Below are 26,126 nucleotides of genomic sequence, written 5' to 3'. Positions count from 1 at the left end.
ACGTCTCACGGCCAAATCAATTCTGATCACGATCCATTCTGATCCACGCGGAAGCCGGCCCGCAAGCCGATCCGTCCCCAACCCGAGGACAACGTCATGCGCATCATCGACCTGCACTGCTATCCCAACACCCAGCCCTGGATCGACTGCCAGGGCCCCTACGTGGCGGCGCTCGCCAGCTACTGGAAACGCGACTGGAGCGCGAAGACCGAGGAGGCCGTCGCGGCCGAGTTCCGCGAGCACGGCATCGAGGCCTGCCTGGTGGCGCTCGACCTGCGCACCACCATCAACACGCCGCCCTGCTCCAACGACTACGTGGCCGGCATGCGCGACCGCCACCGCGACTGCATGATCGGCGCCTGGGGCGCGGTCGAGCCGGGCCTGGGCCAGGCCGCGATCGACGAGCTGCGCCACGCCGTCAACGACCTCGGCATGATCGGCTTCCACTTCCATCCGATCATGCAGCACTTCAGCGTGGACGATCCGCGCTACTACCCGATGTGGGAGGAGATCGCCGGGCTGCGCGTGCCGGTGATGATCGACGTGGGCATGACCGGCATGGGCGCCGGCATGCCGGGCGGCATGGGCGCGAAGACGCGCCACGCGCATCCGTCGTCGATCGACGCGCTCGCCGCCGACTTCCCCGACCTCACCATCGTCATGGCCCATCCCGGCTATCCGTGGATCGACGAGACCACGGTGGTCGCGCTGCACAAGGGCAACGTGTTCTGGGAGATGTCGGGCTGGGGGCCGAAGTACCTGCCGCAGCAGATCGTGCGCGACATGCGCGGCCGCCTCCGCGACAAGATGATGTTCGGCAGCGACTACCCGAGCATCCCCTACGCCCGCCTGCTCGACGAATGGAAGAGCCTCGGCTTCACCGACGCCTTCCTCGACCAGTTCTTCCACGGCAACGCCGAGCGCGTGCTGGGCCTGTGATGCGCGAGGCCGTCATCTGCGCCACCGCCCGCACGCCGATCGGGCGGGCCTACAAGGGCGCGTACAACGACACGCATGCGAGCGTGCTCGCGGGCCATGCGCTGCGGCACGCGATCGCGCGCGCCGGCATCGAGGGCGGCGAGATCGCCGAGGTCATCCTCGGCTGCGGCCGGCCCGAGGGCGCGTCGGGCGCCAACATCGCGCGCCAGTCGGCGCTCGCCGCCGGCCTGCCCGTGACGGTGAGCGGCCTGACCGTGAGCCGCATGTGCTCGTCGGGGCTGGCGGCGATCGCGCTCGCGGCCCAGCGCATCGTCGCGGGCGAGGCCGATCTGTTCGCGGCCGGCGGCGTCGAGGTGATCTCGCTGGTGCAGAACGCGCACACCAACACCCATCGCGCCCAGGACGAGACGCTGCGCCTGCGCGTGCCGTCGATCTACCTGCCGATGCTGGAGACCGCCGAGACCGTGGCGCGCCGCTACGGCATCGCGCGCGAGCGCCAGGACGAGTACGCGCTGCTGAGCCAGCAGCGCACGGCGGCGGCCCAGCTGGCCGGCCGCTTCGACGACGAGATCGTGCCGATCGCCACGCGCAAGCGCATCGACAACGGTGGCGCGGCGCCCGAGTACCAGACGGTCACGCTCGTGCATGACGAGGGCAACCGGCCCGACACCACGCTCGACCGGCTGGCCGCGCTGCGGCCGGTGGTGGGCGAGCGCGGCAGCGTCACCGCCGGCAATTCGAGCCAGCTCTCGGACGGCGCCTCGGCCTGCGTCGTGGCCGAGCGCGGCTACGCCGAGCGCCACGGGCTGCCGGTGCTCGGCGTGTTCCGCGGCATGGCCGTGGCGGGCTGCGAGCCGGACGAGATGGGCATCGGCCCGGTGTTCGCGGTGCCGAGGCTGCTCGAACGCGCCGGCCTCGCGGTCGACGACATCGACCTGTGGGAGCTGAACGAGGCCTTCGCGGTGCAGACGCTCTACTGCCGCGACCGGCTCGGCATCGACCCCGAGCGGCTCAACGTCAGCGGTGGCGCGATCTCGATCGGCCATCCCTACGGCATGTCGGGCGCGCGCATGGTCGGTCATGCCCTGCTCGAAGGCCGGCGGCGCGGCGCGCGCCTCGCGGTCGTGACCATGTGCATCGGCGGCGGCATGGGCGCCGCCGGGCTGTTCGAGATCGCGCCCGGCCGGGGGTGAACTCCCGCTGGACAACCCGCTTCATCCCCCAGAAAAACGCAGTGGCCAGGCCACGCACCCAACCTCATCGGAGGAGACGCAAATGAAGCAACACAAGAAGTGGTGGGTCGTCCTCGGCGCCCTGCTCGGGCTGCTCGTGGGCAACGGGCCGATCATGCAGTTCACGTTCGGCATCTTTCTCGTGGCGATCTCGAAGGACTTCGGCTGGAGCCGGGGCGCGACCTCGACCGGCCTGGTCATCGGGCTGACGGCGACCGGCCTGCTTGTGCCGCTCGCGGGCCGGCTCATCGATCGCCACGGCATCCGCCGCGTGAGCCTGCCGGCGATCTGGCTGTTCGCGGCGGCGCTCGGCGCGATGGCGCTGCTGCCGCCGTCGCTGGTGCTGTTCTACGCGCTGTACGCGCTGATGGGCGTGGCCGCCGCCGGCCAGACGCCGCTGCCCTATGCCAAGGCGATCAGCACCTGGTTCGACCGCAGGCGCGGCCTCGCGCTCGGCATCGCGATGGCGGGCGTGGGCCTCGGCGCGGCACTGATGCCGAACGTGGCGCAGCGGCTCATCGCCGAGGGCGGCTGGCGCCTCGCCTATGCCGGCCTCGCGGTGCTGGTGGCGGTGATCGGCACGCTCGCGGTCGGCTTCCTCGTCGAGGAAGCGCCGACCGCGCGCGGCGCCAACGGCCAGCGCCCCGACCTGCCCGGCGAGACCGCGCGCGAGGCCTTGCGTCAGCCGGTGTTCTGGAAGCTCGCGCTGGCCTTCTTCGCCGTGGCCTGCGCGGCCAACGGGACGATCGCCCATCTGGTGCCGATGCTGGTCGATCGCGGCCTGCCGCCGGCCGTCGGCGTGGGCGCGCTCGCCTTCGCGGGGCTGGCGCTGACCGTCGGCCGGCTGATCGCGGGCTGGCTGCTCGACCGCGTGCATGCGCCGGTGGTGGCGGCGGCCTTCTTCGTGCTGCCGGCGGTGGGCATCCTGATGCTGCTGTCCGGCCCCACGCCCCAGCTCGTGACGCTGTGCGTCGTGTTCATCGGTCTCGGGCTCGGCGCCGAGGTCGATCTGATCGCCTTCCTGCTCTCGCGCTACCTCGGCATGCGTGCCTTCGGCGAGATCTACGGCTGGCTGTTCGCCGTGTTCATGCTCGGCTCGGGCCTCGGGCCGGCGCTCATGGGCTGGAGCTTCGACCTCCAGGGCAGCTATGTGCCGGGGCTGGCCGGTGCCTGCGCGGCGCTGGCCATCGCGACGGCGCTGATCCTGCGGCTGGGCGGCTACCGCTATCCCGAGCAGGCCGCCGCGCCCGCGCAGCCCGTCGCGCAACCCACGCTCGCGCACTGACGGCCGCCGCCGGCCGGACCGGCGCGGCCGCGGCATCGACCGCGGCGCGCGCCGCCCGACCCCCAACGACCACGACAACCGGAGACACCCATGCCCCACGCCCCGCGCGCGGCGTGGCGGGCCGCCCTGCGCCCCGCCCGCCTGCAAGCCCTTGCAACCGCGCTCGCCGCCGCCTTCGCGGGCGCCGCCGCCCAGGCCCAGACGGCCGCCAATGTCACGCTCTACGGCCTCATCGACAGCGGCGTCGAGGGTGTCACCCACGCCAGCGGCGACCGCACGCTGTGGCGCGTGCCGACCATCACCGGCCAGCTGCCGTCACGCCTCGGCGTGCGCGGCAGCGAGGACCTGGGCGATGGCCTGAAGGCCGTGTTCACGATCGAGGGCGGCTTTGCGCCCGACCAGGGCACGGCGGCCCAGGGCGGTCGGCTCTGGGGCCGACAGGCCTTCGTCGGCCTCCAAGGCGACTGGGGCACGCTGAGCCTCGGGCGCCAGTACACGATGCTGTACTGGGGCCTGCTCGATGCCGACATCCTTGGCCCCAGCATCCATGCGATGGGGTCGCTCGATGCAGGCGTCCCCAACGCCCGCGCCGACAACGCGATCGCCTGGCGCGGCGGCTTCGGCGGCCTGCAACTCGGCGCGACCTGGTCCACCGGCCGCGACAGCGTCGGCAGCACGCCGGCCTCGGGCAGCTGCGCCGGCGAGTCGGCCTCGGCGGCCGTCGCCTGCCGCGAATGGAGCGCGCTCGCGGGCTGGAAGACGGCCGACTGGGGTATCGCCGCCGCCATCGACGAATTGCGCGGCGGCAGCGGCGCGACCGCGAGCTTCTTCAACGGCGCGGCCCCGATCGGACTCGGCAATGCGGGCGACAAGGACCGCCGCGTCTCCGTCAGCGCCTGGGCGAAGCTGGGTGCGGTCAAGGTGGGCGGCGGCTGGCTCGGCCGCCATGTGGACGCCGTGGCCGGCGACGTCCGCTCCAACCTGTGGCACCTCGGCGCGGCGCTGCCGGTCGCGCCTTCGCTCGTCATCGACGGCGCGCTCTACCGCATCGGCAACACGGCCCAGAACCGCGACGCGACCCTGCTCGCGCTGCGCGCGACGCACGCGTTCTCGAAGCGCACGGCGGGCTATGCGCAGGCCGGCTTTCTCGACAACAGCGCGCGCGCCCAATACAGCGTGAGCGGCGGCGGCCCGGGCACGACGCCGCTCGCCGGCCAGAACCAGCTCGGCACGATGATCGGGCTGCGCCACGCGTTCTGAGCCTGCGCGCCGAGGTGCTCGGCAAGCACCGTTCGCGCGGCACGCCGGGCGTCGGCATCGTGCGCCGGGGCTGGCGGCCGCGGCGCCAGGTGGGCGAGACGGTGCCAACGCTGGAGACGGCCACCTTCCACGAGACCGGCGACTGACGCGTGGGCTCGGCGGCGCAGCGCTTCGCGCCGGACATCCGGTGGTCGAAGGCCCGGACGGGCCGCCCCGGTTCAGATGGCGAACAGGCCGTCGGCGCCGTGATCGGTGATGAACATGCCGGCACCGATCTGCGCGGGCGCGAGTCCGACGAGCGTCGCGATGTCGATCCAGCCGTGGGCGTCACCGGCCGCGCCGTCGGCGTCGAAGCGCAGCACGGTGTCGGCGCCGCGCGCCACCAGCGCGAACCAGCCGCCCGCGAAGGGTTCGCCTGACTGGTAGCCGCCCGCGGCGGCGGCCGTGTCGAGTAGTCCGCTCAGGTCGATGCGGTCGTCGGCGCCCAAGCCGGTCAGCCTCACCGTGCCGGTCGGCGCGCCGGCCGCGCCGAGGAAATCGAAGGCGCAGACGTCGGCCCCGCCGCCGCCGTCGATGTCGATGCGTCCGCCGCCGCCGGCGGCGATGAAGACGTGGAAGCTGTCGTGACCGACGCCGCCCCGCGCGCTCACCCGGTCCTGCCCGCCCGCGTCGAGCGAGAGCCGGAAGTCGTCGCCCCAGTGGCCGACAAGGCGGTCGTTGCCGCCGGCCGTGCCGGCGATCAGCTCGGCGCCGTCGCCTTCGGAGACCAGCAGATCGTCGCCCCGGCCGCCGTGCAGCACGGCGTACATCCCGTGTTCCGACCCGGCGCGGGAGTACGCCGAGACCAGCGTGTCGTCGCCGCTGCCGCCGTCGAGCAGCGGATGGCCGAGCGGCTCGGCCTAGCTGCCGTCGGCGCCGGGCGCGAGGTCCAGCACGAGCAGGTCGTCGCCGGCGCCGCCGAAGAGCCAGGGATGGTCGGCATCGCCGTCGAGGCGGTCGTCGCCGGCACCGCCGCGCAGCTCGGGCGAGCCGGCGACGCTGCCGTCGCCTCCGGCAATCGGGCCGCCGTCGGGGCGCAGGCCGGCGCCGAAGTTGTCGGCGGTGAGCGCGCCCGGCGCGACGCCGCGCAGCACGAGTTGGGTGGCCCAGCGCGCGGGGCCGGCGGCGCCGTCAACGTCGAGTTGCAGCAGCGTGTCGTCGCCGCGCGCGACGAGGCGCAGCCAGCCGCCGAAGGGATTGCCGCCCGCGTAGCCGGGCGCGGCGGCGTCGAGCAGCGGCATCAGATCGAGCCGGTCGCCGCCCGCGCCGGCCGCGAAGTCCGTGATGACGGCCGGCTGGCCGAGGGCGGCGCCCGAGGGCGTCCAGGTGTCGCTGCCGTCGCCGCCGCTCATGACGAGACGCCCGCCGGCGGCGCTGAATCCGATGTGGTCGTCGCCAGCGCCGGCGCGCAGCACGTCGCGCTCGCCGCCGCCGGTGGCGACGCTGAAGACGTCGTCGCCTTCGCCGCCGATCAGGGTGTCGCTGCCGCCGCCGTCGTCGAGGCTGTCGTTGCCGGCGCCACCGTCGAGCCGGTCGTTGCCGCTGCCGCCGGCAAGCGCGTCGGCGCCGGCGCGCCCGAGCAGCCGGTCGTCGCCGCTGCCGCCGTCGAGGCGGTCATCGCTGGCGCCGCCGATCAGGCTGTCGTCGCCGGCGCCACCGCCGACCCCGGCGCGATCGCCCGCGCCGAGACTGACCAGCACGCGGTCGTTGCCGGCGCCGGCGTCAATGTCCCGCGCCCGGTCGCAGAGGATGCTGTCGTCCCCCGCGCCGCCGACCGCCTGGACGCCGAAGACGGCGATGCCGCCGAGATCGACGCCACCGGCATCGGAGACGCGCACATGCCGCCCCGCGACGGGCGCGCCGGTCGGGTCGAACCCGTCGAAGTTCGCGGCGCTGAAGTCGGCCGGCGCGCGGCCTTCGAAGACGGCGAGCGTCTGCCAGTCGCCGGGGCCGGCGCGGCCGTCGGCGTCGAAGTCGAGCCGGGTCGCATCGCCGTCGGCGTGCAGGCTGAACACGCCGGTGACGGCGTCGAAGGGGTTGCCGCCGCGCCAGCCGGCGTTCTCGGCGAGTTGCAGCGGCAGGTCGAGCGAGAGGCGGTCGTCGGCGGCGAAGTCGGTGATCTCGACGGGCAGCGCGATCGCGGCGTCGCCCGTCCAGTGCCCGGGAACCCAGGCGTAGCGGTCGCCGCCCGCGCCGCCGGTCAGGCGCAGGCTGCCCGTGCCGGCGACCGCGAGCGAGAAGCGGTCATCGCCGGCGCCGCCGTCGAGAGCGGCGTCGAGTCGGGCGCCGGCGGCGAGATCGATGTCGAGGGCGTCGGCGCCGTCGCCCATGGCGACGCTGGCGGCGTAGCGGGCACCGGCGCGCACGTCGAGTTGCAGCCGGTCATCCGCCGCGCCGCCCTCGACGGTGGCCGAGCCGTCGCAGGGCACGATCAGGGAGATGACGGTGGCGCATGGCCCGGCGATGAGGTGGTCATGGCCGATGCCGTCGCGCAGCGCCTGCCAGCTCGCGTCGGCGCCGATGAGCGTGTCGTCGCCGGCACCGCCATCGAGCTGGCAGCCGCGGCCGTCGCGGCCGATGAGCCGGTCGTTGCCGCCGGCGCCGTACAGGCCGGTCTGGAAGTCGGCGGGCACGAGGGTTTCGTCGGCCCAGGCCTGACGGGGGGACGTGGCCGGCTTGGCGGCGGGATGGTCTGCGGGCATGGACGCCTCTTCCTGATGGCGCGGCACCGCTGGCCGTCGCGCGCGAGGGCACGCGCGACCGGGGCCGCTTGCGTCCGCATGCTAGGGAGGCGGGTCGGAGGGCAAGCGGTGAAAAGCGGGGGGATCCTGGGCGAACGGGCGCTTCTCGTCCGAGGCCGCGCCACGCTTGTCGCCGAGGGGCGCTACCGGTGCGCGCCGCCTCCAGCGCACGACGGCCGCGCTTCCTGGCGGAAGTCGCGGCCGTCATCGGCGAAGCAGCCCCGGCGGTCAGCGCCGCGAGCCTGCAAGCCTTTGCACCACCGCCACCATGCGATCGACCTCCTCGCAGGTGTTGTAGAAGGCCAGCGACGGCCGCACCGTGGTTTCGAGACCGAAGCGGCGCAGGATCGGCTGGGCGCAATGGTGGCCGGTGCGCACCGCGATGCCCTCGGCGTTGAGCGCCTTGCCCACTTCCTCGGTCGTGTAGCCGGCGAGCACGAAGCTCAGCACGCTGGCCTTTTCCTTCGCGGTGCCGACGAGGCGCACGCCCTTGATCGGCGCCATCTGCGCGGTCGCGTAGTCGAGCAGCGCATGCTCGTAAGCGCCGATGTTCTCGATGCCGATGCGCTCGACGTACTCCAGCGCCGCGCCCAGCCCCACGGCGTCGGCGATGTTGCCGGTGCCGGCCTCGAAGCGCGCCGGCGGGCCGTGATAGACCGTCTTCTCGAAGGTCACGTCCTGGATCATGTTGCCGCCGCCCTGCCAGGGCGGCATGTCTTCCAGGATGTCGCGCTTGCCGTACACGGCGCCGATGCCGGTCGGCCCGAAGATCTTGTGGCCCGAGAACACGAAGAAGTCGGCATCCAGCGCGCGCACGTCCACGCGCATGTGCGACACCGACTGCGCGCCGTCCACCAGCGCCTTCGCGCCCGCGCGATGCGCCATCTCGACGATCTTGTGCACCGGCACGACCGTGCCGAGCGCGTTCGACACCTGCGTCACCGACACCAGCTTCGTGCGGTCGTTGAGCAGCTTGGCGTACTCATCGAGCAGCACCTGGCCGTCGTCGTCGACCGGGATCACGCGCAGCTTGGCGCCCGTCGCCTGGCAGAGCTGCTGCCACGGGACGATGTTCGCGTGGTGCTCCAGGTTCGACACGATGATCTCGTCGCCGGCGCCGATGTTCTTCGCGCCCCAGCTCTTGGCGATCAGGTTGATCGCCTCGGTCGTGCCACGCACGAAGATGATCTCCTCCACCGAGCCGGCGCCGATGAAGCGGCGCACGGTCTCGCGCGCGTCCTCGTAGGCATCGGTCGCGCGCGCCGCGAGTTCATGCGCGGCGCGGTGGATGTTGGAGTTCTCGTGCGCGTAGAAGTGGGCGAGCCGGTCGATGACGGCCTGCGGCTTCTGCGTCGTGGCGGCGTTGTCGAACCACACGAGCTGGCGGCCGTTCACGCGCTCCTGGAGGATCGGGAAGTCGCGCCGGATCGCGTTCACGTCGAAGGGCGGGCGCGCGCCGGCCGGCACCTGGGGCACGCTGGCCGCATGGCGCTGGCCCGCGGGCGTCGCGTCGAGGAAGTAGAAGCCGGGCGTGGCGGACGGCAGTCCTCCGTGGCCGGCGGCGCTGCCGGCCGACGGCGCCGGCACGCCGCGCGCGGGCGTGGTCGGCGCGCGGCCGTGCCCGGAAAGCAGTGCCCGCAATTCATCTTCACCGGGCAGGCCGAAGCTGCGCGCGACGAGGGCGTCCGCGCCCGGCGCCGTCACGTCGCGCGACGACGGCGCGCCGCGCGATTCATCGAGGAAGTAGTAGGGCTGGGCAGCCGCCGAGACGCGCGGCGAGGCCGGCACATCGGGCACGGCGGGCGCCACCGGCAGCGATTGCGGGCCGGGTGCCGACGACGGCGCCAGCACCGGCGCGCCCGGCAGGCTCGCGCCGCCCGCGCCCGGCAGGCTCGCGCCGGCCGCGCCCGGCAGGCTCGCGCCGGCCGCGCCCGGCAGGCCGATGCCGCCCGGCGCGTTCGCGGCCGGCGCCTGCGGCACGCCGAGCACCTGGCTGCCGACACGGCCGTCATAGGCCGGCGCGGCGGCCAGCATATTGTCGGGCACGCCGTTGGGCGCCTGGGCATGCGGCAGCCGCGCGGGTGCCGAGGCGCCCAGATTGGCGGCGCTCTGCGGCGAGGTCGGGATCACGTTGACGCCCGGCGGCAGCGCGCCGAAGGGCACTGCCGAGGGCGTGGACGGGCCACTGCTGCCCGGCGGCAGCGTGAACCCGGCCGGATGCGCATTGGCAGGCACGGGCACACCGCCCGCCGACGGCACCGAGGGCAGCGCGGCCGAGAACACCTCGGCCGCGAGCCTTGCGATCGTCAGCGGGTCCGGCAGCCCGGGCGACGCGATGCCGCCGAGGGTTTCGGGCGAGGACATCGCGCCACTCACTTGTAGGTATCGGGATAGTCGTGGAACTTGCCGATCTCGACATCGTCGAGCACGGCGAGCGCGTCATCGGTCTGCACCGCGAGCGAGCAGTACAGCGAGATCAGGTAGGACGCGATCGCATTGCGGTTGATGCCCATGAAGCGCACCGACAGGCCCGGGCTCTGCTCGCCCGCGAGTCCCGGCTGGTACAGCCCCACCACGCCCTGGCGCTTCTCGCCCACGCGCAGCAGCAGGATCTTGGTCTTGCCGTCGGCCACCGGCACCTTGTCCGACGGGATCAGCGGAATGCCGCGCCACGTCAGGAACTGCGAGCCGAACATGCTCACGGTCGGCGGCGGCACGCCACGGCGCGTGCATTCGCGGCCGAAGGCGGCGATCGCCAGCGGATGCGTGAGGAAGAAGGCCGGCTCCTTCCATACCTTGGTCAGCAGCTCGTCGAGGTCGTCGGGCGTGGGCGCGCCGGTGAGCGGATAGATGATCTGGTCCGGATGCACGCTTGCAAGCAGGCCGTAGTCCGGGTTGTTGATCAGCTCGCGCTCCTGCTTCTCCTTGATCGTCTCGATCGTGAGGCGCAGCTGCTCCTTGATCTGGTCGTGCGGCGAGCTGTACAGGTCGGCGACGCGCGTGTGCACGTCGAGCACCGTGCTCACCGCGTTCAGGAAGTACTCGCGCGGCGCTTCGTCGTAATCGACGAAGGTGGTGGGCAGTTCGCTCTCGTCGCGCTTGGTGCAGGCGACCTGAACGTCCTCCGGGTTCTTGACCTTGTTGAGGCGATAGATGCCGGCCTCGACCGGCACCCATTGCAGCAGGTGCGTCAGCCAGCGCGGCGTGATCGTCGAGAGGGTCGGTGCGGTCTTGGTGGCGTTGGCAAGCTGGCGCGCAGCGTTGTCGCCGAGGGCGAGCTGGGTGGGTTGCGTGTCCGACACGTCGTTCTTCCTTAGATGAAATCTGAATTTGCTTATTGCCGCGATGGCTGTCGGCGAGTGTCGGCGCCGCGCTCCGGTGCGATCAACCGGCTATGGGCGGTGGCATCGGACGCGACACCGCCGACGGCGCCGTCGGGTGCCGGACATCGTGGTGGCGAGCGGCGCGAGCGCGCCGCCCGGAATGCGGGCGCGACGAGGCCGCGTCGAGCGCCGGCGCTCAGACCGCCGTGCGCCTTTCCTCGCAGCGCGCGATCAGCTCCGACAGCGGCAGGCCGAGCGCGCCCGCGAGCTTCGACGCGGTGGCAAGCGAGGGCATTACCGCCGCGCGCTCGATCTCGCCCATGTAGGAACGGTTCAGCTCGGCCCGGCTTGCGAGCGCCTCCTGCGACCAGCCGCGCGCCTCGCGCAGCCGGCGCACCACGAAGCCGAAGCGCTCGCCCACGGTGATGGGCGGCAGGACCGGCGCGAGGCCGGTGGCGGAAGCGGGGCGTTCGCCCGCGAGCACGTCATTGGTCAGTGCGTTCATGTCCCGACTCGTTGCGAAGGTTTGCCTGATGGATGCGGCTGCCCGGCGCCACGCTGTGCGTGAGCCAGACATTGCCGCCGATGGTCGAGCCGCGCCCGACCGTGATGCGCCCGAGCAGCGTCGCGCCGGCATAGATGACGACGTCGTCCTCGATGCGCGGATGGCGCGCGCCGCCCTTGGCGAGATGCCCTTCGTCATCGACCTCGAAGCGGCGCGCGCCGAGCGTGACGGCCTGATAGAGCCGCACGTTGGCGCCGATCTCGGCGGTCTCGCCGATGACCACGCCGGTGCCGTGATCGATGAAGAAGCCCGGGCCGATGCGCGCGCCCGGATGGATGTCGATGCCGGTCTCGCCGTGGGCGATCTCGGCCACGATGCGCGCCACCAGCGGCGCGCCCAAACGATGGAGCTGATGCGCGATGCGATGCGAGATCACCGCCTGCACGCCCGGGTAGCAGACGAGCACCTCGTCCACGCTGCGCGCGGCCGGATCGCCGTGGTAGGCGGCGAACACATCGCTGTCGAGCAGCGCGCGGATGCCCGGCAGCGCCGCGCCGAAGCCGCGCACCAGCGCCAGCGCGCGCGCCTCGGTGCCGGCGTCATGCAGATGCTCGTGGCGCGCGTGATAGCCGAGTTCGAGCCGCACCTGGCCGAGCAGGCGGTTGAGCGCGGCGTCGATGGTCTGGCCCACGTACCAGTCCTCGTTCTCCTGGCGCAGGTCGGGCGGGCCGAGCCGCATCGGGAACAGCGCGCCGCGCAGCTCGGCGACGACGCCGGCCAGCACCTCCCGCGACGGCAGCTCGCGGCTCACGACCTCGCGCGGGCGCTGGGTCGCGTCGCGCCAGCGCTCGCGCACCTCGCGCAGCGCCGCGACGATGTCGGTCAGCGGCGGCAGCGCATCGCCCCCGAACACCTGCTCGCTGCCGGCCAGCTCCTCGGCACCGGGTGCGATACCCGGCGCCGCCTCGATGAAGACGAGGCTCATGGCTCAGTCCTGGATCCAGGGCAGACCGCGGAAACGCCAGCCGTCGGCCGTGCCGCGCTGCTGCGCCTCGTTGATCTCGCCCTCGAAGCCTTCGAGCACGTTGAAAGCGCTTGCAAACCCGGCCTTGGTCGCGGCCTCGGCCGCGAGCGCCGAGCGCTTGCCGCTGCGGCACAGCAGCAGCAGCACCGCGTTCTTCGGCACCTTGGCTTCGAGTTCGCGCGCAAAGCGCGGATTGCGGGTGAGACTGGTGCCGGTGGCCCAGGCCACATGCACGCTGCCCGGCACCTGGCCGACGAACTTGCGCTCCTCGGCCGAACGCACGTCCACCAGCACCGCCGCGCCGGCCTGGGCGAGCGCCCAGGCCTCGGCCGGTGGAACGCTGCCGGCGTAGGGCAGGCCGGCGGCGCGCGCGGTCTCGCGGGCGCTGTCGAGGACGGGATGGCTGGCGCTCGCGGCGGATTCTGCGAGGACGGCGGACATGGCGGACTCCTGTTCTGGTCGGGTTGGGCTGGTGGCGATAGCCGGCCGATCCAGACTAGGGAGGTCCGCTCATGCGGTTAACGAAGCTGTGCGACGTTCGATATGCCCGCGAGTTGTGAAAGCGCTTGCAAGCTTTCGCCTGCCTGTCGGTTCCGCTGACACTCGGTTACAGGTGATATGCAAAGACGAAATCGTGAGTTTGTTAGGCAGCAGCCCACTCCTAAGGTGGGCCGGCAAAAGAACACAGACCGAGCGTCAACCATGCCCGATTCCGCACACACCCTCGCCTCCCAGGTCCTCACGCTGCCCGACTCGCCGGGGGGCGTGCTGTCGATCCGCGCCAAGGCCCTGCTCTTCCACGATCCGCGTTCGGCCGATCTGCTGGAGCATGTCGAGCGCATCGCCCGCAGCGACGCCACCGTGCTCGTCATCGGCGAGACCGGCACCGGCAAGGAACTCATCGCGCGCCACATCCACAACCGCAGCGGCCGCAAGGGGCCGTTCCTGGCGGTGAACTGCGGCGCCTTCAGCGAATCGCTGATCGACGCCGAACTGTTCGGCCACGAGAGCGGCGCCTTCACCGGCGCCTCGCAGGCGCGCGCCGGCTGGTTCGAATCGGCCAACGGCGGCACGCTCTTCCTCGACGAGATCGGCGACCTGCCGATGCCGCTCCAGGTGAAGCTGCTGCGCGTGCTGCAGGAGCGTCAGGTAGTGCGGCTCGGCTCGCGTCGCTCGATCCCGCTCGACGTGCGGCTCGTGGCCGCGACCAACATCGACCTGATCCGCGCGGTCGAGGCCCAGCACTTCCGCGCCGACCTGTACTACCGCCTGAGCGTCGCCTCGGTGAACCTGCCGCCGCTGCGCGACCGGCCGGGCGACATCCTGCCGCTCGCGCGCCACTTCATCAGCAACTACGGCATGAGGCTCGGCGCGCATGACGTGGTGCTGTCGCAGGAGGCCGAGCACGCGCTGCTGGCCTATTCCTGGCCCGGCAACATCCGCGAACTGGAGAACGTCATCCACTTCGCGCTCATCGTCTGCCGGCACGAGGTGATCCGCGCCGGCGACCTGAAGCTCGTGGCCGGCGTGGCGCCGGGCGGCACGGGTCTGCCGCCCGCGCCCGCACCGGTGCCGGCAGCCACGGTGCCGGCGCATGCGGCGCCGCTCGGGCGCCTGCCCTCCGGCGAGCCGTCGGCCAACGATCCGGTCGAGAGTCCGGCCTGGCGGCGGCTGCTCGGCTCGCTCGATGCGCTGTTGCAGGAAGGCGGGCCGCAGATCTTCAAGGGCGTGGAGGAGGCGCTGGTGCGCGCGGCCTTCGCGCACGTGGGCGAGAACCAGGTGCAGGCGGCGCGGGTACTGGGCATTACGCGCAATACGCTGCGCACGCTGCTCAAGCGCTACGGCCTCATCGGCGACGGCTCGGCCGAGTCCGGCGAAGGCGCCGAGCCCGCGCTCGACGCCGAGGACGAACTCCTGCTCGACGGCGGCGCGGCGCTCGTGCGCTGAGCCGTCCGCGTCCCGCGCCGCGAGTCCGCATGCGCTGATTTCCGTTTCCTCTCAGGGCTGTCCCCTCGTTCGCGACCTGCGTCGGCGCTTCATGCGCCGGAGCGGTCGCGATTTTTTTTGGCTGGCGCGCGGCAGGCGGTCACGCCGCCCGGCCGGCTCGCACGCGCCCGCGCGGCAGGCGTCATCGGGATTGCCGCGCCATCACGACCCCCTGCGCCGTCCCTGCTGAGTCCTACGCAAACCCCCGCCGCCACGCTGCGATGAAAGCAGCAGCCGAGGCTGCGCGGGAACAAGCAGCCGGTCTGACGGGCTTTGGTACCGGCGGGAATTTTCCCTTCCGCGTCAGTGACTTGCGAAAGTTTCCGCAACGGCGCCAGGGCTGGTTCGCGGCTTGCAATAAGGGCCGCACCACCGCTCGCCGGTCCAGCCTGCTTCCCGCTTCGGAGTGCAAAGATGAACAAGAAATTGATGTTGTCCCTGCTGATCGGGCTGTCGTCCCTCGCCGCCAGCGCAGCGACGGACAAGACGGCCACGCCCGCCGCGCCTGCCACGCCGGCCGCCGCCACGCCCGCCAAGGCCTGGTCGCCCTATCAGCCCGTGGTCGCACCCGCGATCCCGGCGGTGAACCAGAAGGCCTGGGCGCGCACGCCGATCGACAACTTCATCCTCGCCAAGCTCGAAAACGCCGGCATCAAGCCCTCGCCCGACGCCGACCGCGCCGCCTACATCCGCCGCGCCACGCTCGACGCCTGGGGCCTGCTGCCCACGCCGGAAGAAGTCGCGGCCTTCGTCGGCGACAAGTCGCCCGACGCCTACGAGAAGCTGGTCGATCGCCTGCTCGCCTCGCCGCATTTCGGCGAGCGCCAGGCCCGCCGCTGGCTCGACCTCGCGCGCTATGCCGACAGCTCGGGCTTCCAGAACGACACGACCCGCGCCAACAACTTCCGCTACCGCGACTACGTCATCCAGGCCTTCAACAGCGACAAGCCCTTCGACCAGTTCGTCCGCGAGCAGGTCGCGGGCGACGAGCTCTACCCCGACAGCCAGGAAGCGAAGATCGCGACCGGCTTCCTCGCCAACTATCCCGACAACCACAACTCGCGCGACCTGGTGCAGCGCAAGTACCAGATCGAGACCGACATGACCGATCTGGTGGGCGAGACCTTCCTCGCCGCGACCATCGGCTGCGCGCGCTGCCACAACCACAAGTCGGACAAGGTGAGCCAGAAGGAGTACTTCCAGCTCCAGGCCTTCTTCGCCAACACCGCGTTCAACGAGCGCGAGCCGCTCAAGGACAAGGCCAGCTACGACATCGAATGGCAGAAGCAGCAGGACGCCTACCAGGCCGCGACCAAGGACATCCGCGACAAGCAGCGCGCCATCCTCGACACCGTGCGCGAGAAGGGCCGCAAGTACCACAACGAGCGCTACCTGACCGACAGCCGCGAGTCGATCTTCAAGGACGAGAAGGAATGGACGCCGCTCGACCGCTGGGTCAACTGGCGCAAGGTCGCCGTCGCGACCGAACAGGACATCGCCCAGTACCTGAAGCTCTCGGCCACCGACAAGGACAGCCCCGAGTACAACGCCGACAACATCCCCAAGTGGGCCGAGTACGAGAAGCTCGCGGCCGAGCTGAAGAAGTTCGACAACCAGCGGCCCAAGCTCGGCGGCTCGCGCTTCATCACCACCGCGACCGAACTCGGCAACGTCTCGCCGCCGACCTTCCTGCGCTTCGGCGGCATCCATGAGCGACCGGTCGAGGAAGTGCAGCCGACGATCCCGGCGCTGTGGGGCGGCGACAAGGTTGCAATCACGCCGACCGAGAAGTCGTCGGGCCGCCGCAGCGCGCTGGCCAACTGGCTCGCCAGCAACAGCAATCCGCTCACGCCGCGCGTGTTCGTCAACCGCCTCTGGGCCCAGTACTTCAACAACGGCATCGTCAGCACGGTGGCCGACTTCGGCCGCGCCGGCGCCAAGCCCACGCACCCGGAACTGCTCGACTACCTCGCCGCCGACTTCGTGAAGAACGGCTGGAGCGTCAAGAAGGCCACGCGCCAGATCCTGCTGTCGTCGGTGTACCGGCAGTCGTCGGCCGAGCGTCCGGAGGTGGTCAAGGCCGACCCCGAGAACAAGCTGCTCGCCGTGTATCCGCGCAAGCGCCTCGAAGCCGAGGAAATCCGCGACGCCCTGCTCTACGCCTCGGGCACGCTCAACGACACGGTGGGCGGCCCGGCCGTGTTCCCGCCGGTGCCGAGCAACCTCAACGCCGGCAACCAGTGGACGGTGTCGGACAACGAGGCCGACTTCCGCCGCCGCAGCATCTACACCTTCGTGCGCCGGTCGATCCCCTATCCGCTCACCCAGACCTTCGACCCGGCCAACCCCTCGCAGCCGCACCACAAGCGCGACGTGACGACCACGCCGCTGCAGGCGCTGACGCTGTTCAACAGCGACATCGTCTTCAACTGGTCGCAAGCGCTTGCAGGCCGCGTCATCCGCGAGGCTGGTCCGAAGCAGGACGCCCAGCTCACGCGCCTGTACCAGATCCTGTTCTCGCGTGAGCCGAACAAGACCGAGCTGGCCGCGCTCAAGGACTTCCTCAACAACGAGGAAAAGACCATCCAGGCCAAGGCCGCCACCAACGGCAAGTACGAGATCGCCGTCCCGACCGGCCTCAAGGACGGTCAGGTCCAGAACCCGATCAAGGCCGCCGCCCTCGTCGATCTGGTCCACACCGTCGCCAACTCCAACGACTTCGCCTACCGCTTCTGAGCCCGACCTCCAACGATCAAGAGGAATCCACCATGTCCCACCATCATCCGCATCTGTCGCGTCGCGGCTTCCTGGTCAAGTCGGGCCTCGGGCTCGGCGGCGCCGCGCTCACCACGGGCGTCGTGCCCGGCATGGGTAGCTTCGGCGCCGCCTGGGCCGCCGACCTCGCCGGCGACGTGAACCCGCTCGCCCCGAAGCAGCCGCACTTCCCGGCCAAGGCCAAGTCGGTCATCTGGCTGCACATGAACGGCGCGCCGTCCACGCTCGACCTGTACGACTACAAGCCCGACCTCGTGAAGTACGCCGGCACCGAGGTGCCCGCGAGCTTCCTCAAGGGCATCAAGACCTCGACGCAGGGCGGCGTCGGCAAGCTGTTCGCATCCAACCGCCAGTGGAAGCAGTACGGCGAGAGCGGCGCCTGGTTCTCCGATCTCGTGCCGAGCATCGCCCAGCACGCCGACAAGCTCTGCTTCATCAAGTCGAGCGTGACGGTCGGCGCGACGCACGACATCTCGATCCTCAAGCTCAACACCGGCGACCTGAATCCGGGCCGTCCGTCGCTCGGCGCCTGGGTCGTGTACGCGCTCGGCTCGGCCAATCCGGATCTGCCGCCCTACGTCGTGCTCTACAACGGCAAGAGCGAGCCGACCGCCGGCTCGGTCAACTGGTCGTCGGGCTTCCTGCCCGCCGTCTATCAGGGCACGGCCTTCCGCCCGGGCGCCCAGCCGATCTTCTATCTGGAGCGCCCCGAAGTCCGCTCCGAAGGCCAGCAGCGCGCCTCGCTCGACCTGCTCAAGAAGCTTAACCAGACCGGTGCCGCCCAGTACCCGAGCGACAGCGAGCTGCGCGCCCGCCTGCGTTCCTATGAGCTGGCCGAGCGCATGCAGACCTCGGCGCCCGAGGCGGTCGATCTGGGCAAGGAAAGCGACGCCACCAAGAAGCTCTACGGCCTCGACGATCCGGTGTCGGCCAGCTACGGCACGACGCTGCTGCGCGCCCGTCGGCTGGTCGAGCGCGGCGTGCGCTTCATCCAGGTGGTGTCGGGCGCGCCCGAGGGCGAGACCGAGGTCACGAGCTGGGACGCGCACAACGACCTCGAAAAGAACCACGGCACGATGGCCCGCATGATCGACAAGCCGATCGGCGGCCTGCTCGCCGACCTGAAGCAGCGCGGCCTGCTCGACAGCACGCTCGTGGTGTGGACCTCGGAGTTCGGCCGCACCTCCTACGGCCAGAGCGGCAACGGCCGCGACCACAACCCCTGGGGCTACACGCAATGGCTCGCGGGCGCGGGCGTCAAGGCCGGCTTCACCTACGGCGAGACCGACGAGATCGGCCTGCAGACGGCCGACAAGGACAAGGGCGTCGATACCTATGACCTGCACGCCACCGTGCTGCAGATCCTCGGCCTCGACCACCTCAAGACCACCTTCCTCAACAACGGCCGCTCGGAACGCCCGACCGTCGTGTACGGCAAGGTCGTCAAGGACATCCTGACCTGACCGGCAACGACAAGAAGAAGGACCTCCTCCGCATGCGCAAGGCAATCGCGGCGGCGGTGGCGCTGCTGGTCCTGGCTTCGGCCGGGATCGGCAGCGCGCTGTCAGCCGAAGACGAACTCGACAACGACCTCATGCAGGCCATCGAGGACAGCAACAAGAGCCTGGCTTCCTACATCGCCACGAAGGACCAGAAGGGCGCGACCACCGACGCGAACGATCTCGCGAAGATGTTCGAGACCGTCGAGACCTTCTACGTGAAGAAGGGCGACGCGGCCGACGCCGTCGAGCTCGCGAAGAAGAGCCGGGAACTGACCGCGCAGATCCTCAAGCAGGTGAGCACGAAGAACTTCGACGCCGCCACCGACACGGCGACCACGCTCTCGCGTACCTGCAAGACCTGCCACAACTTCTACAAGAAATCCTGAAGGACGCTCGATGAAGCAACTCCTCGCCGCCTGCGCGCTCGGCGCGATGCTCGCAGGCACGGCCCAGGCCGCCCTCAAGGAAGGCGACACGGCGCCCGCCTTCACCGCCCAGGCCTCGCTCGCCGGCAAGGCCTTCGGCTACTCGCTGAAGGGCGCGCTCGCGAAGGGTCCGGTGGTCGTGTACTTCTACCCTTCGGCCTACACCAACGGCTGCAATGCGCAGGCCCATGCCTTCGCGACGCAGATCGACAAGTTCGCCGCCGCCGGCGCGAGCGTCGTGGGCGTGTCGCTCGACAGCATCGCGCGGCTCAACGATTTCTCGGCCGACCCGGCCTATTGCGCCGGCAAGCTGCCGGTGGCGTCGGATGCCGACGGCAGGATCGCCAAGGGCTTCGACCTGAACGTGCGCGAGGCCCAGGCCGGCCGCAAGGACACGCGCGGCGTCGAGATCGACCACGGCTTCACCGAGCGCACGACCTTTGTCGTGACGCCCGACGGCAAGGTCGCGGCCACGATCGGCGGCCTCGCGCCCGGCGAGAACGTGGACAAGGCGCTGGAGGCCGTGCAAGCGCTTGCGGCCAAGGCACGGTGAGGGCCGCGACACGGCTCGCACTGCTCTGCTGCATGGTCATGCTCGTCCAGCCCGCGCTCGCGCAGGGCGCCCGCAAGACGCCGGTGGCTCCGCCTCCGGCGCCGTCGGCGCCGCGCGGCGACGCCGTGGCCGGGCGCGAACTGGCCGAGTCCGAACGCTGCATCGAATGCCACGGCGCCGACGGCCAGGGCAGCACGCATGACGACGCGATCGAGGGAAAGTTCCCGCGCCTCGCGGGCCAGCAGCCCGACTACCTGCTCAAGCAGCTGCGCGACCTGCGCTCGGGCGCGCGCAAGAACGACTTCATGCAGGTGATGGCGCGCAGCATCGACGACGCGACCGCCGCCCACATCGTCGCCTTCTTCGCCGGCCTGCCGCCGATGCGCGGCGACGGCAGGGCCGACGCGAACGGCGCGACGCTCTACGCGCGCGGTGACGCCACGCGCGGCATCCCGGCCTGCGCCGCCTGCCATGGCGCCGACGCGCTCGGCCAGCGCCTGGCCGACGGCATCGCGCCGCGCCTCGCCGGCCAGTCCTGGCGCTACCTCGAACGCCAGCTGCTCGACTGGCGCGACGGCTTCCGCCGCAACAGCCCCGGCGACGCGATGAGCGCCGCCGCGCGCGGCCTGAGCGACGCCGAAATCCTGAGCCTCTCCCATCACCTGTCCGGCCTCGCGGCCGGCGCCTCCCCCGCCTCTTCCGCCGCCCGATGAAGACCCTCGCCCCGCTCCTCGCCGCGCTCAGCCTCGCTGCCGCGCCTGCCGCCTTCGCGCAGTCCGCCGCGTCCGGCGCGGTGCAAGTCGCGCAAGCCACGCCGCCCGCCCCGGCCGCCAACGATTCCGGCCCCGCCGTCACGCCCGCCATTCCCGGCGTGGTCGCGGCGGGCACGCGCATCGAGCTGATCAAGGAAGGCTTCAACGGCACCGAAGGCCCGACGAGCCTGCCCGACGGCAGCCTGATCTTCACCGAGACCAACGCCGCCCGCATCACGCGCATCGCGGCCGACGGTGGCACCTCGACCTTCCTCGGCGACAGCAATGGCGCCAACGGCCTCGCCCTGCGCCCGGACGGCGAGCTGTACGCGGTGCAGGTGCATCAGACGCGCGTCGGCATCGTCCATCCGCCCGAAAAGCGCCGCACCCTCGCCGACCAGTTCGAGGGCAAGGGCTTCGGCCGGCCCAACGACCTCGTCGTGGACAAGGCCGGCGTCGTGTACTTCACCGACTCCGGCCCCAACCTGCGCCCGGGCGAAAGCCTGCCGGCCAACATCAATCCGCCGGCCGTGTACCGCATCGGCGGCGACGGCAAGCTGAGCCGCATCGCGAGCGGCATCGAGCGGCCCAACGGCATCCAGCTCAGCCCCGACGAGAAGACGCTCTACGTCGCCAACACCAACGGCGAGCACATCCTCGCCTTCGACATCCGCGCCGACGGCAGCCTCGGCCCGGCGCGCAACTTCGCCAGGCTCGACGGCTTCCGCCGCAACGAGCAGGGCACGGGCAGCAGCGGCGCCGACGGCCTCGCCGTCGATGCCGAGGGCCGGCTCTACGTGGCGTCCAACCCGGGCATCCAGGTGTTCTCTCCCTCGGGCGCGCCGCTCGGGACGATCGCGCTGCCCAGGCAGCCGCAGAACCTCGCCTTCGCCGGCCCGGGCAAGAACACGCTCTACGTGGTCGGACGCGGCGCCGCCTACCGCATCGCAACCCTCACCGCCGGTTACGCCGGTCGCAACAAGTGAGCCGCGCGGGCCAGCATCGGAGGCCGGCCCGCCACGCCATCAAGGAAACCGTCATGCCCCGCCACACCGCCGCCGACTTCGCGCCCGAAGTCCTCAAGCTCTTCGACCAGTACGTGCACGGCCTGCTGGGCCGGCGCGGCTTCCTGCAACAGGCCGGCAAGTACGCGCTCGGCGGCGTCACCGCCGAGATCCTGCTGGAGCAGCTCAGCCCCAACTTCGCCGAGGCCCAGCAGGTGCGCAACGACGATCCGCGCATCGTCACCAGCACCGTCGAGATCGATTCGCCCGAGGGCTACGGCAAGGTGCGCGGCCTGCTCGCCAAACCCGCCAAGGCCAGCGGCAAGCTGCCCGCCGTGCTCGTCGTGCACGAGAACCGCGGCCTCAATCCGCACATCGAGGACATCGCGCGCCGTCTTGCCGTGGACGGCTTCTTCGCCTTCGCGCCCGACGCGCTGTTCCCGCTCGGCGGCTATCCCGGCGACGAGGATAAGGCGCGCGAGCTCTTCCCCAAGCTCGACCAGAACAAGTCGCGCGCCGACTTCATCGCCTCGGCGCGCTGGCTCAAGGCCAATCCCGAGGCCAACGGCAAGCTCGGCGCCGTGGGCTTCTGCTACGGCGGCGGCATCGTCAACTTCCTGGCCACGCGCCTGCCCGACCTGAACGCCGGCGTGCCCTTCTACGGCGGCCAGCCGCCGGCCGAGGACGCGGCGCGCATCAAGGCGCCGCTGCTGCTCCAGTACGCGGGCGACGACGAACGCATCAACGCCGGCTGGCCGAAGTACGAAGAGGCGCTCAAGGCCGCCGGCGTGCGCTACGAGGCCTTCATCTATCCGGGCGTGCAGCACGGCTTCAACAACGACACGACGCCGCGCTTCGACGCCGCCGCCGCGAAGCTGGCCTGGAGCCGCACGGTCGAGTTCTTCAATCGCAACCTGCGCGCCTGAAAGCCGCATCGCGGCTGCGTCTTTTCCCCCAAAGCAGCAACCACCCACCGAGAAGGCAGGAACATGACGTTCTCCATCCGACCCCTCGTCGCCGGCGCAGTCGCGCTCGGCATCGCCGCCGCCTCGCTCGGCGCCCATGCCCAGCAGGCGCCCAAGCCCGAGCAGCTCATCAAGTGGCGCCAGTCGGCCTATCAGGTCATCGCCTGGAACTCGGGCCGCATCAAGTCCTCGCTCGAATCGGGCTACAACAAGGACGAGGTGCTCAAGGCCGCGACCACGATCGCCGCGATCGCCAACGGCGGCCTCGGCGCGCTGTTCGCGCCCGGCACCGAGACCGGCAAGGGCTGGCACGACACGACCGCCAAGGCCGAGATCTGGGCCGCCGGCTCGAAGGTGGGCGAGCGCGCCGCCGATCTGGCCAGGGAATCGAACGAACTCGTGAAGGTTGCGAGCGCCGGTGACGCCGCCGCCGTCAAGGAGCAGTACGGCAAGCTCACGCGCACCTGCAAGGCTTGCCACGACGACTACAAGGCCAAGGACTGAAGCCGCGCCGCCACGGAGACGACATGCACAAGACCCAGATCCGGGCGGCGCTCGCGCTGTGCGCCGGCGCGCTCGCGGCGCCGCCGGCGCTGGCGCAGAACGCGCCACCGACATCGGCCGAGGCCGCGAAGCTGTTCAGCTTCTTCATCACCAGCGCCGGCCCCGGCAAGGGCGCCGACCTCGGCGGCCTCGCGGGTGCCGACGCGCATTGCCAGAAGCTCGCGGCCGCCGTCGGCGCCGGTGACAAGACCTGGCATGCCTACCTGAGCACCCAGGCCGCCGACGGCAAGTCCGCCGTCAACGCGCGCGACCGCATCGGCAACGGCCCCTGGTACAACACGCGCGGCGCGGTGGTGGCGCGCGACCTCGCCCATCTGCACGGCGACACGCTCGACGCCGCCCGTCTCGGCAACAACCTGAGCTGGGCCACCGCCTTCACCGAGAAGAACGAAGCCGTCAAGCGCGCCGGCGACCAGCCCAACCAGCACGACATCCTCACCGGCTCGACGCCCGACGGCCGCGCCTTCACCGACGCCGCCGACCACACCTGCGGCAACTACACGAGCAGCGCGGCCGAGGGCTCGGCCCAGGTCGGGCATTTCGACCGCACGGGCGGCGGCAATACCTCGTGGAACTCGGCCCATGGCAGCCGGGGCTGCGGTCAGGACAACCTGGTCGCCACCGGCGGCGCGGGGCTGTTCTACTGCTTCGCGGTCAACTGAGAGGGCGGACGGGCGCGGCGGGAGCGCGATCCGGCGCGGCCCGTCGGCGGCTGGCGTGATCGTTCCCGCCAGCCGCGTCATCGCGCCGATGGCAGTTCTCGGCGGCGACTTCCGTTCACGGTTCTGGAGGCCCGCATCGCGGCCTCCGGAACCGACCGACAACTCATCAGGAAGCCGCCATGCCCCGTTCCCTTTCCACCGCGCGCGTGCCCGTCGCGCTCGCCCTGCTGGCCGCCCTCGCCGGACTTGCCGCCCCGGCCCATGCCACCGCCACCGTCAACGGCCGGACCTGGGCCAGCATGACCGACGCCGCCGGCACCCACACCACCGCCAGCGACCCCCTTCTCTCGGCCCTGCCCGGCGGTGGCCACCGGATCGAGAGCAGCGCCAACGCCACCTACTCGGTGTCCGATGGCGTGCTGGCGCTCGCCGGGGCCGGCGGCTGGGCCGAAGCGACGGAGGGCACGCTGCGCGCCTACGTCAACACCGAGCTGATCAAGGCGAGCAACCCGCTCAATCCGTCGCTGCCCAACCTGGTCGAGCCACACGCCTTCGGCCTGTTCGGCGGCGCGTTCAACGACCAGATCGTGGTCAACGGCAACGGCCTCGCGGCGGGCACGCCGGTGGACTTCGTGTTCGACATCCGCTGCCACATCAACGTGCCGAGGGAGACGCGGGGCGGCGCCTTCGACTTCAATACCTCGCTCTGGAGCAACGACGGCCTGGCCAGCTACCAGCTCGACCGCAGCAGCCCCTGGACCTACCAGACGCCCGACTACAACACGACCTACACGGTGGGCCAGGATTACGGCTTCGACTACCCGGTCACGCTGTCCACCACCGTGGGCGCGACCATCAACCTCCAGGCCGCGCTCACCGTCGGCATCGACCAGGGCTGGTCGAACCAGGGCGGCGGCGGCGAGTACTGGTACAACCACGGCACCCTCGACGCGAGCCACACGGCGCGGCTGTTCCTCGACCCGCTCACGTCCGGCGTCACGCTCGACGCGCTGAGCGGGCATGACTACTCGATCAACGCGGTCGCTCCGGTGCCCGAGCCGGGCAGCCTCGCGATGCTCGGCTTCGGGCTGGGCGGGCTGGGCTGGGTCGCGCGGCGGCGCCGGGGCGCCATGGCCTGACGGCCGTGCCGGCGGCGGTCCGCGAGCGGGCACGCCGCGCGCTCTCCCTCCGGCGCCCGTCGGCCCGACAGGCGCCGGATAAGCACATGGCAAAGGCATCTTTTGCGGCCTGCGGCGCCGCATCGAGCATGGCGGACCCCAAGACCCAGCACAGGAGTGCGCCATGCTCCGCTACCGCCGCCCGCCTCTCTCGGCGCCTTCCGCCACCCGCGCCAGCCTGGCCGCGTTCGCCATCGCGGCCGCGCTCGCGCCCCAGGCCGCGCGCGCCACCAACGGCTACTTCCAGCACGGCTACGGCGTGAAGTCGCTCGGCGCGGCGGGCACGGGCATCGCGCTGCCGCAGGACTCGCTCGCGGCCGCGACCAATCCGGCCGGCACCGCGCTCGTCGGCAGCCGGCTCGATGCCGGCCTCACGCTGTTCACGCCCGATCGCGGCGCGCGCATCCGGGGCAACGGCGCCGGTCTCGACGGCGACTACGACGGCAACGACCGGCGCCATTTCCTCATCCCCGAATTCGGCTACACGCGCGCGCTGTCGTCCGACCTGAGCGTCGGCCTCGCCGTGTACGGCAATGGCGGCATGAACACGAGCTATGCGCGCAATCCCTTCGGCGCGATCGGCGGTCAGGGCAAGGCCGGCGTGAATCTCGAACAGCTCTTCGTCACGCCCTCGGTCGCGGCGCGGGTCGCGCCCGGCCAGGTGCTGGGCGCGGCGCTGGTGCTTGCGCATCAGCGCTTTTCGGCGCGCGGCATCGGACCGTTCGCGGGCGCGTCGCAGGATGGCGGCGCGCTCACCGACCGGGGCACCGACACGTCGAACGGCGCCGGTCTCAAGCTCGGCTGGACCGGCGAACTGGCGCCGGGCCTGAGCCTCGGCGCGAGCTGGTCGTCGAAGGTCCAGGGCAGCTTCGGCAAGTACCGGGGGCTGTTCGCCGACAACGGCGGCTTCGACATTCCCGCGACCTGGGGCGTCGGCCTCGCGTGGAAGCCGGCGCCGGCCTGGACGCTCGCGGCCGACTGGCAGCACATCGGCTACGGCGATGTGGGTTCGGTCGGCAATCCGCTGTCGCGGCTGTTCGCGGGCAGGCCGCTCGGCGGCGCCGACGGGCCGGGCTTCGGCTGGCGCGATGTGCGCGTGGTCAAGCTGGGCGTGCTCAACGAGGTGGTGCCGGGTCTCGTGCTGCGCGCGGGCTACAGCCATGCGAGCCAGCCGGTGCCGGGCGACCAGACCTTCTTCAGCATCCTCGCGCCCGGCGTGGTGCAGGACCATGCGACGCTGGGCTTCACCTGGGGTGTCGATGCGCATTCGGAAGTCAGCGGCTATGTGGCCCGCGCGCTGCCGAAGACAGTGAGCGGCTCGGGCTCGATCCCCGCGTCCTTCGGCGGCGGCGAGGCGGATGTGCGCCTGTCCGAAACCCTTGTCGGCGCGGCCTGGGGCTGGAAGTTCTGAG

At 71.5% G+C, this 26,126-nt stretch carries 24 protein-coding genes; 17 read left to right on the top strand and 7 right to left on the bottom strand.

The features are described from left to right. Window positions 1–96: 96 nt before the first annotated feature. The 5 genes from H566_RS0111170 to H566_RS30370 all read left to right on the top strand — a co-directional run bounded on the left by H566_RS0111170 (window position 97) and on the right by H566_RS30370 (window position 4,862). Window positions 97–939 (top strand): amidohydrolase family protein, encoded by an 843-nt coding sequence (locus H566_RS0111170; RefSeq protein WP_028311507.1) that lies wholly within the window; start codon window positions 97–99, stop codon window positions 937–939. Continuing rightward, window positions 939–2,132 (top strand): acetyl-CoA C-acyltransferase, encoded by a 1,194-nt coding sequence (locus H566_RS0111165; RefSeq protein WP_028311506.1) that lies wholly within the window; start codon window positions 939–941, stop codon window positions 2,130–2,132. Before H566_RS0111170 ends, H566_RS0111165 begins: the two co-directional genes overlap by 1 nt. A gap of 82 nt (window positions 2,133–2,214) precedes the next feature. Then, window positions 2,215–3,456: an MFS transporter gene (locus H566_RS0111160; RefSeq protein WP_028311505.1), complete on the top strand. Its 1,242-nt coding sequence runs from the start codon at window positions 2,215–2,217 to the stop codon at window positions 3,454–3,456. Window positions 3,457–3,546: 90 nt separating this feature from the next. Beyond that, a complete protein-coding gene (locus tag H566_RS0111155) occupies window positions 3,547–4,716 on the top strand; it encodes a porin (RefSeq protein ID WP_084545002.1) in 1,170 nt (389 codons plus the stop codon). A 14-nt stretch (window positions 4,717–4,730) separates the two neighbouring features. Next, window positions 4,731–4,862, top strand: a complete 132-nt coding sequence (locus tag H566_RS30370; protein ID WP_281173125.1) for a hypothetical protein — start codon at window positions 4,731–4,733, stop codon at window positions 4,860–4,862. Between the two features lie 72 nt (window positions 4,863–4,934). Here the strand turns inward: H566_RS30370 and H566_RS0111145 are convergent, their stop codons facing one another. The 7 genes from H566_RS0111145 to H566_RS0111115 all read right to left on the bottom strand — a co-directional run bounded on the left by H566_RS0111145 (window position 4,935) and on the right by H566_RS0111115 (window position 12,789). Beyond that, window positions 4,935–5,525, bottom strand: a complete 591-nt coding sequence (locus H566_RS0111145; protein ID WP_028311503.1) for a hypothetical protein — start codon at window positions 5,523–5,525, stop codon at window positions 4,935–4,937. Between the two features lie 90 nt (window positions 5,526–5,615). Next, window positions 5,616–7,457, bottom strand: a complete 1,842-nt coding sequence (locus H566_RS0111140) for a calcium-binding protein (protein ID WP_028311502.1) — start codon at window positions 7,455–7,457, stop codon at window positions 5,616–5,618. A gap of 267 nt (window positions 7,458–7,724) precedes the next feature. After that, window positions 7,725–9,860, bottom strand: coding sequence for a family 2A encapsulin nanocompartment cargo protein cysteine desulfurase (locus H566_RS0111135; RefSeq protein WP_034411462.1), 2,136 nt, complete (start codon window positions 9,858–9,860; stop codon window positions 7,725–7,727). 8 nt (window positions 9,861–9,868) lie between these two features. Then, window positions 9,869–10,798 carry a family 2A encapsulin nanocompartment shell protein gene (locus tag H566_RS0111130; RefSeq protein WP_028311500.1) on the bottom strand — a complete coding sequence of 310 codons (930 nt, stop codon included), beginning with the start codon at window positions 10,796–10,798 and terminating at the stop codon, window positions 9,869–9,871. A 217-nt stretch (window positions 10,799–11,015) separates the two neighbouring features. Beyond that, window positions 11,016–11,324: a helix-turn-helix domain-containing protein gene (locus H566_RS0111125; protein WP_084545001.1), complete on the bottom strand. Its 309-nt coding sequence runs from the start codon at window positions 11,322–11,324 to the stop codon at window positions 11,016–11,018. Next, window positions 11,305–12,309, bottom strand: coding sequence for a serine O-acetyltransferase EpsC (gene epsC / locus H566_RS0111120; protein ID WP_084545000.1), 1,005 nt, complete (start codon window positions 12,307–12,309; stop codon window positions 11,305–11,307). Before epsC ends, H566_RS0111125 begins: the two co-directional genes overlap by 20 nt. Window positions 12,310–12,312: 3 nt before the next feature. Continuing rightward, a complete protein-coding gene (locus H566_RS0111115) occupies window positions 12,313–12,789 on the bottom strand; it encodes a rhodanese-like domain-containing protein (RefSeq protein ID WP_028311497.1) in 477 nt (158 codons plus the stop codon). A gap of 261 nt (window positions 12,790–13,050) precedes the next feature. Here H566_RS0111115 and H566_RS24480 point away from each other — a divergent pair, with 261 nt between their 5' ends. The 12 genes from H566_RS24480 (at window position 13,051) to H566_RS0111055 (ending at window position 26,125) form a co-directional block, all read left to right on the top strand. After that, complete coding sequence (locus H566_RS24480; protein ID WP_051378648.1) at window positions 13,051–14,295, top strand: sigma-54 interaction domain-containing protein; 1,245 nt, start codon at window positions 13,051–13,053, stop codon at window positions 14,293–14,295. A 453-nt stretch (window positions 14,296–14,748) separates the two neighbouring features. Beyond that, window positions 14,749–17,070, top strand: coding sequence for a DUF1553 domain-containing protein (locus H566_RS0111105; RefSeq protein WP_028311496.1), 2,322 nt, complete (start codon window positions 14,749–14,751; stop codon window positions 17,068–17,070). A 32-nt stretch (window positions 17,071–17,102) separates the two neighbouring features. Next, window positions 17,103–18,572 carry a DUF1501 domain-containing protein gene (locus H566_RS0111100; RefSeq protein WP_028311495.1) on the top strand — a complete coding sequence of 490 codons (1,470 nt, stop codon included), beginning with the start codon at window positions 17,103–17,105 and terminating at the stop codon, window positions 18,570–18,572. Between the two features lie 32 nt (window positions 18,573–18,604). Next, window positions 18,605–18,997 carry a hypothetical protein gene (locus H566_RS0111095; protein ID WP_028311494.1) on the top strand — a complete coding sequence of 131 codons (393 nt, stop codon included), beginning with the start codon at window positions 18,605–18,607 and terminating at the stop codon, window positions 18,995–18,997. A 10-nt stretch (window positions 18,998–19,007) separates the two neighbouring features. Further along, window positions 19,008–19,589 (top strand): peroxiredoxin, encoded by a 582-nt coding sequence (locus H566_RS0111090; protein WP_028311493.1) that lies wholly within the window; start codon window positions 19,008–19,010, stop codon window positions 19,587–19,589. Between the two features lie 38 nt (window positions 19,590–19,627). Further along, window positions 19,628–20,302 (top strand): c-type cytochrome, encoded by a 675-nt coding sequence (locus H566_RS24475; RefSeq protein ID WP_169732522.1) that lies wholly within the window; start codon window positions 19,628–19,630, stop codon window positions 20,300–20,302. After that, window positions 20,299–21,327: an SMP-30/gluconolactonase/LRE family protein gene (locus H566_RS24470; RefSeq protein ID WP_084544999.1), complete on the top strand. Its 1,029-nt coding sequence runs from the start codon at window positions 20,299–20,301 to the stop codon at window positions 21,325–21,327. The genes H566_RS24475 and H566_RS24470 overlap by 4 nt, the downstream gene beginning before the upstream one ends. A gap of 53 nt (window positions 21,328–21,380) precedes the next feature. Beyond that, a complete protein-coding gene (locus H566_RS0111075; protein ID WP_028311492.1) occupies window positions 21,381–22,271 on the top strand; it encodes a dienelactone hydrolase family protein in 891 nt (296 codons plus the stop codon). 63 nt (window positions 22,272–22,334) lie between these two features. Continuing rightward, window positions 22,335–22,814, top strand: a complete 480-nt coding sequence (locus H566_RS0111070; RefSeq protein ID WP_028311491.1) for a c-type cytochrome — start codon at window positions 22,335–22,337, stop codon at window positions 22,812–22,814. A gap of 23 nt (window positions 22,815–22,837) precedes the next feature. After that, window positions 22,838–23,536, top strand: a complete 699-nt coding sequence (locus tag H566_RS0111065; RefSeq protein WP_028311490.1) for a lectin — start codon at window positions 22,838–22,840, stop codon at window positions 23,534–23,536. A 179-nt stretch (window positions 23,537–23,715) separates the two neighbouring features. Beyond that, complete coding sequence (locus tag H566_RS0111060) at window positions 23,716–24,675, top strand: PEP-CTERM sorting domain-containing protein (RefSeq protein WP_245591345.1); 960 nt, start codon at window positions 23,716–23,718, stop codon at window positions 24,673–24,675. A 163-nt stretch (window positions 24,676–24,838) separates the two neighbouring features. Further along, window positions 24,839–26,125, top strand: a complete 1,287-nt coding sequence (locus H566_RS0111055) for an OmpP1/FadL family transporter (protein ID WP_084544998.1) — start codon at window positions 24,839–24,841, stop codon at window positions 26,123–26,125. Window position 26,126 lies beyond the last annotated feature (1 nt).

The sequence above is a fragment of the Derxia gummosa DSM 723 genome, assembly GCF_000482785.1.
GTDB classification, from domain to species: domain Bacteria; phylum Pseudomonadota; class Gammaproteobacteria; order Burkholderiales; family Burkholderiaceae_E; genus Derxia; species Derxia gummosa.
Note: the sequence above shows the minus strand (reverse complement) of the source record. Positions and strands in the feature narration are given on the sequence as shown.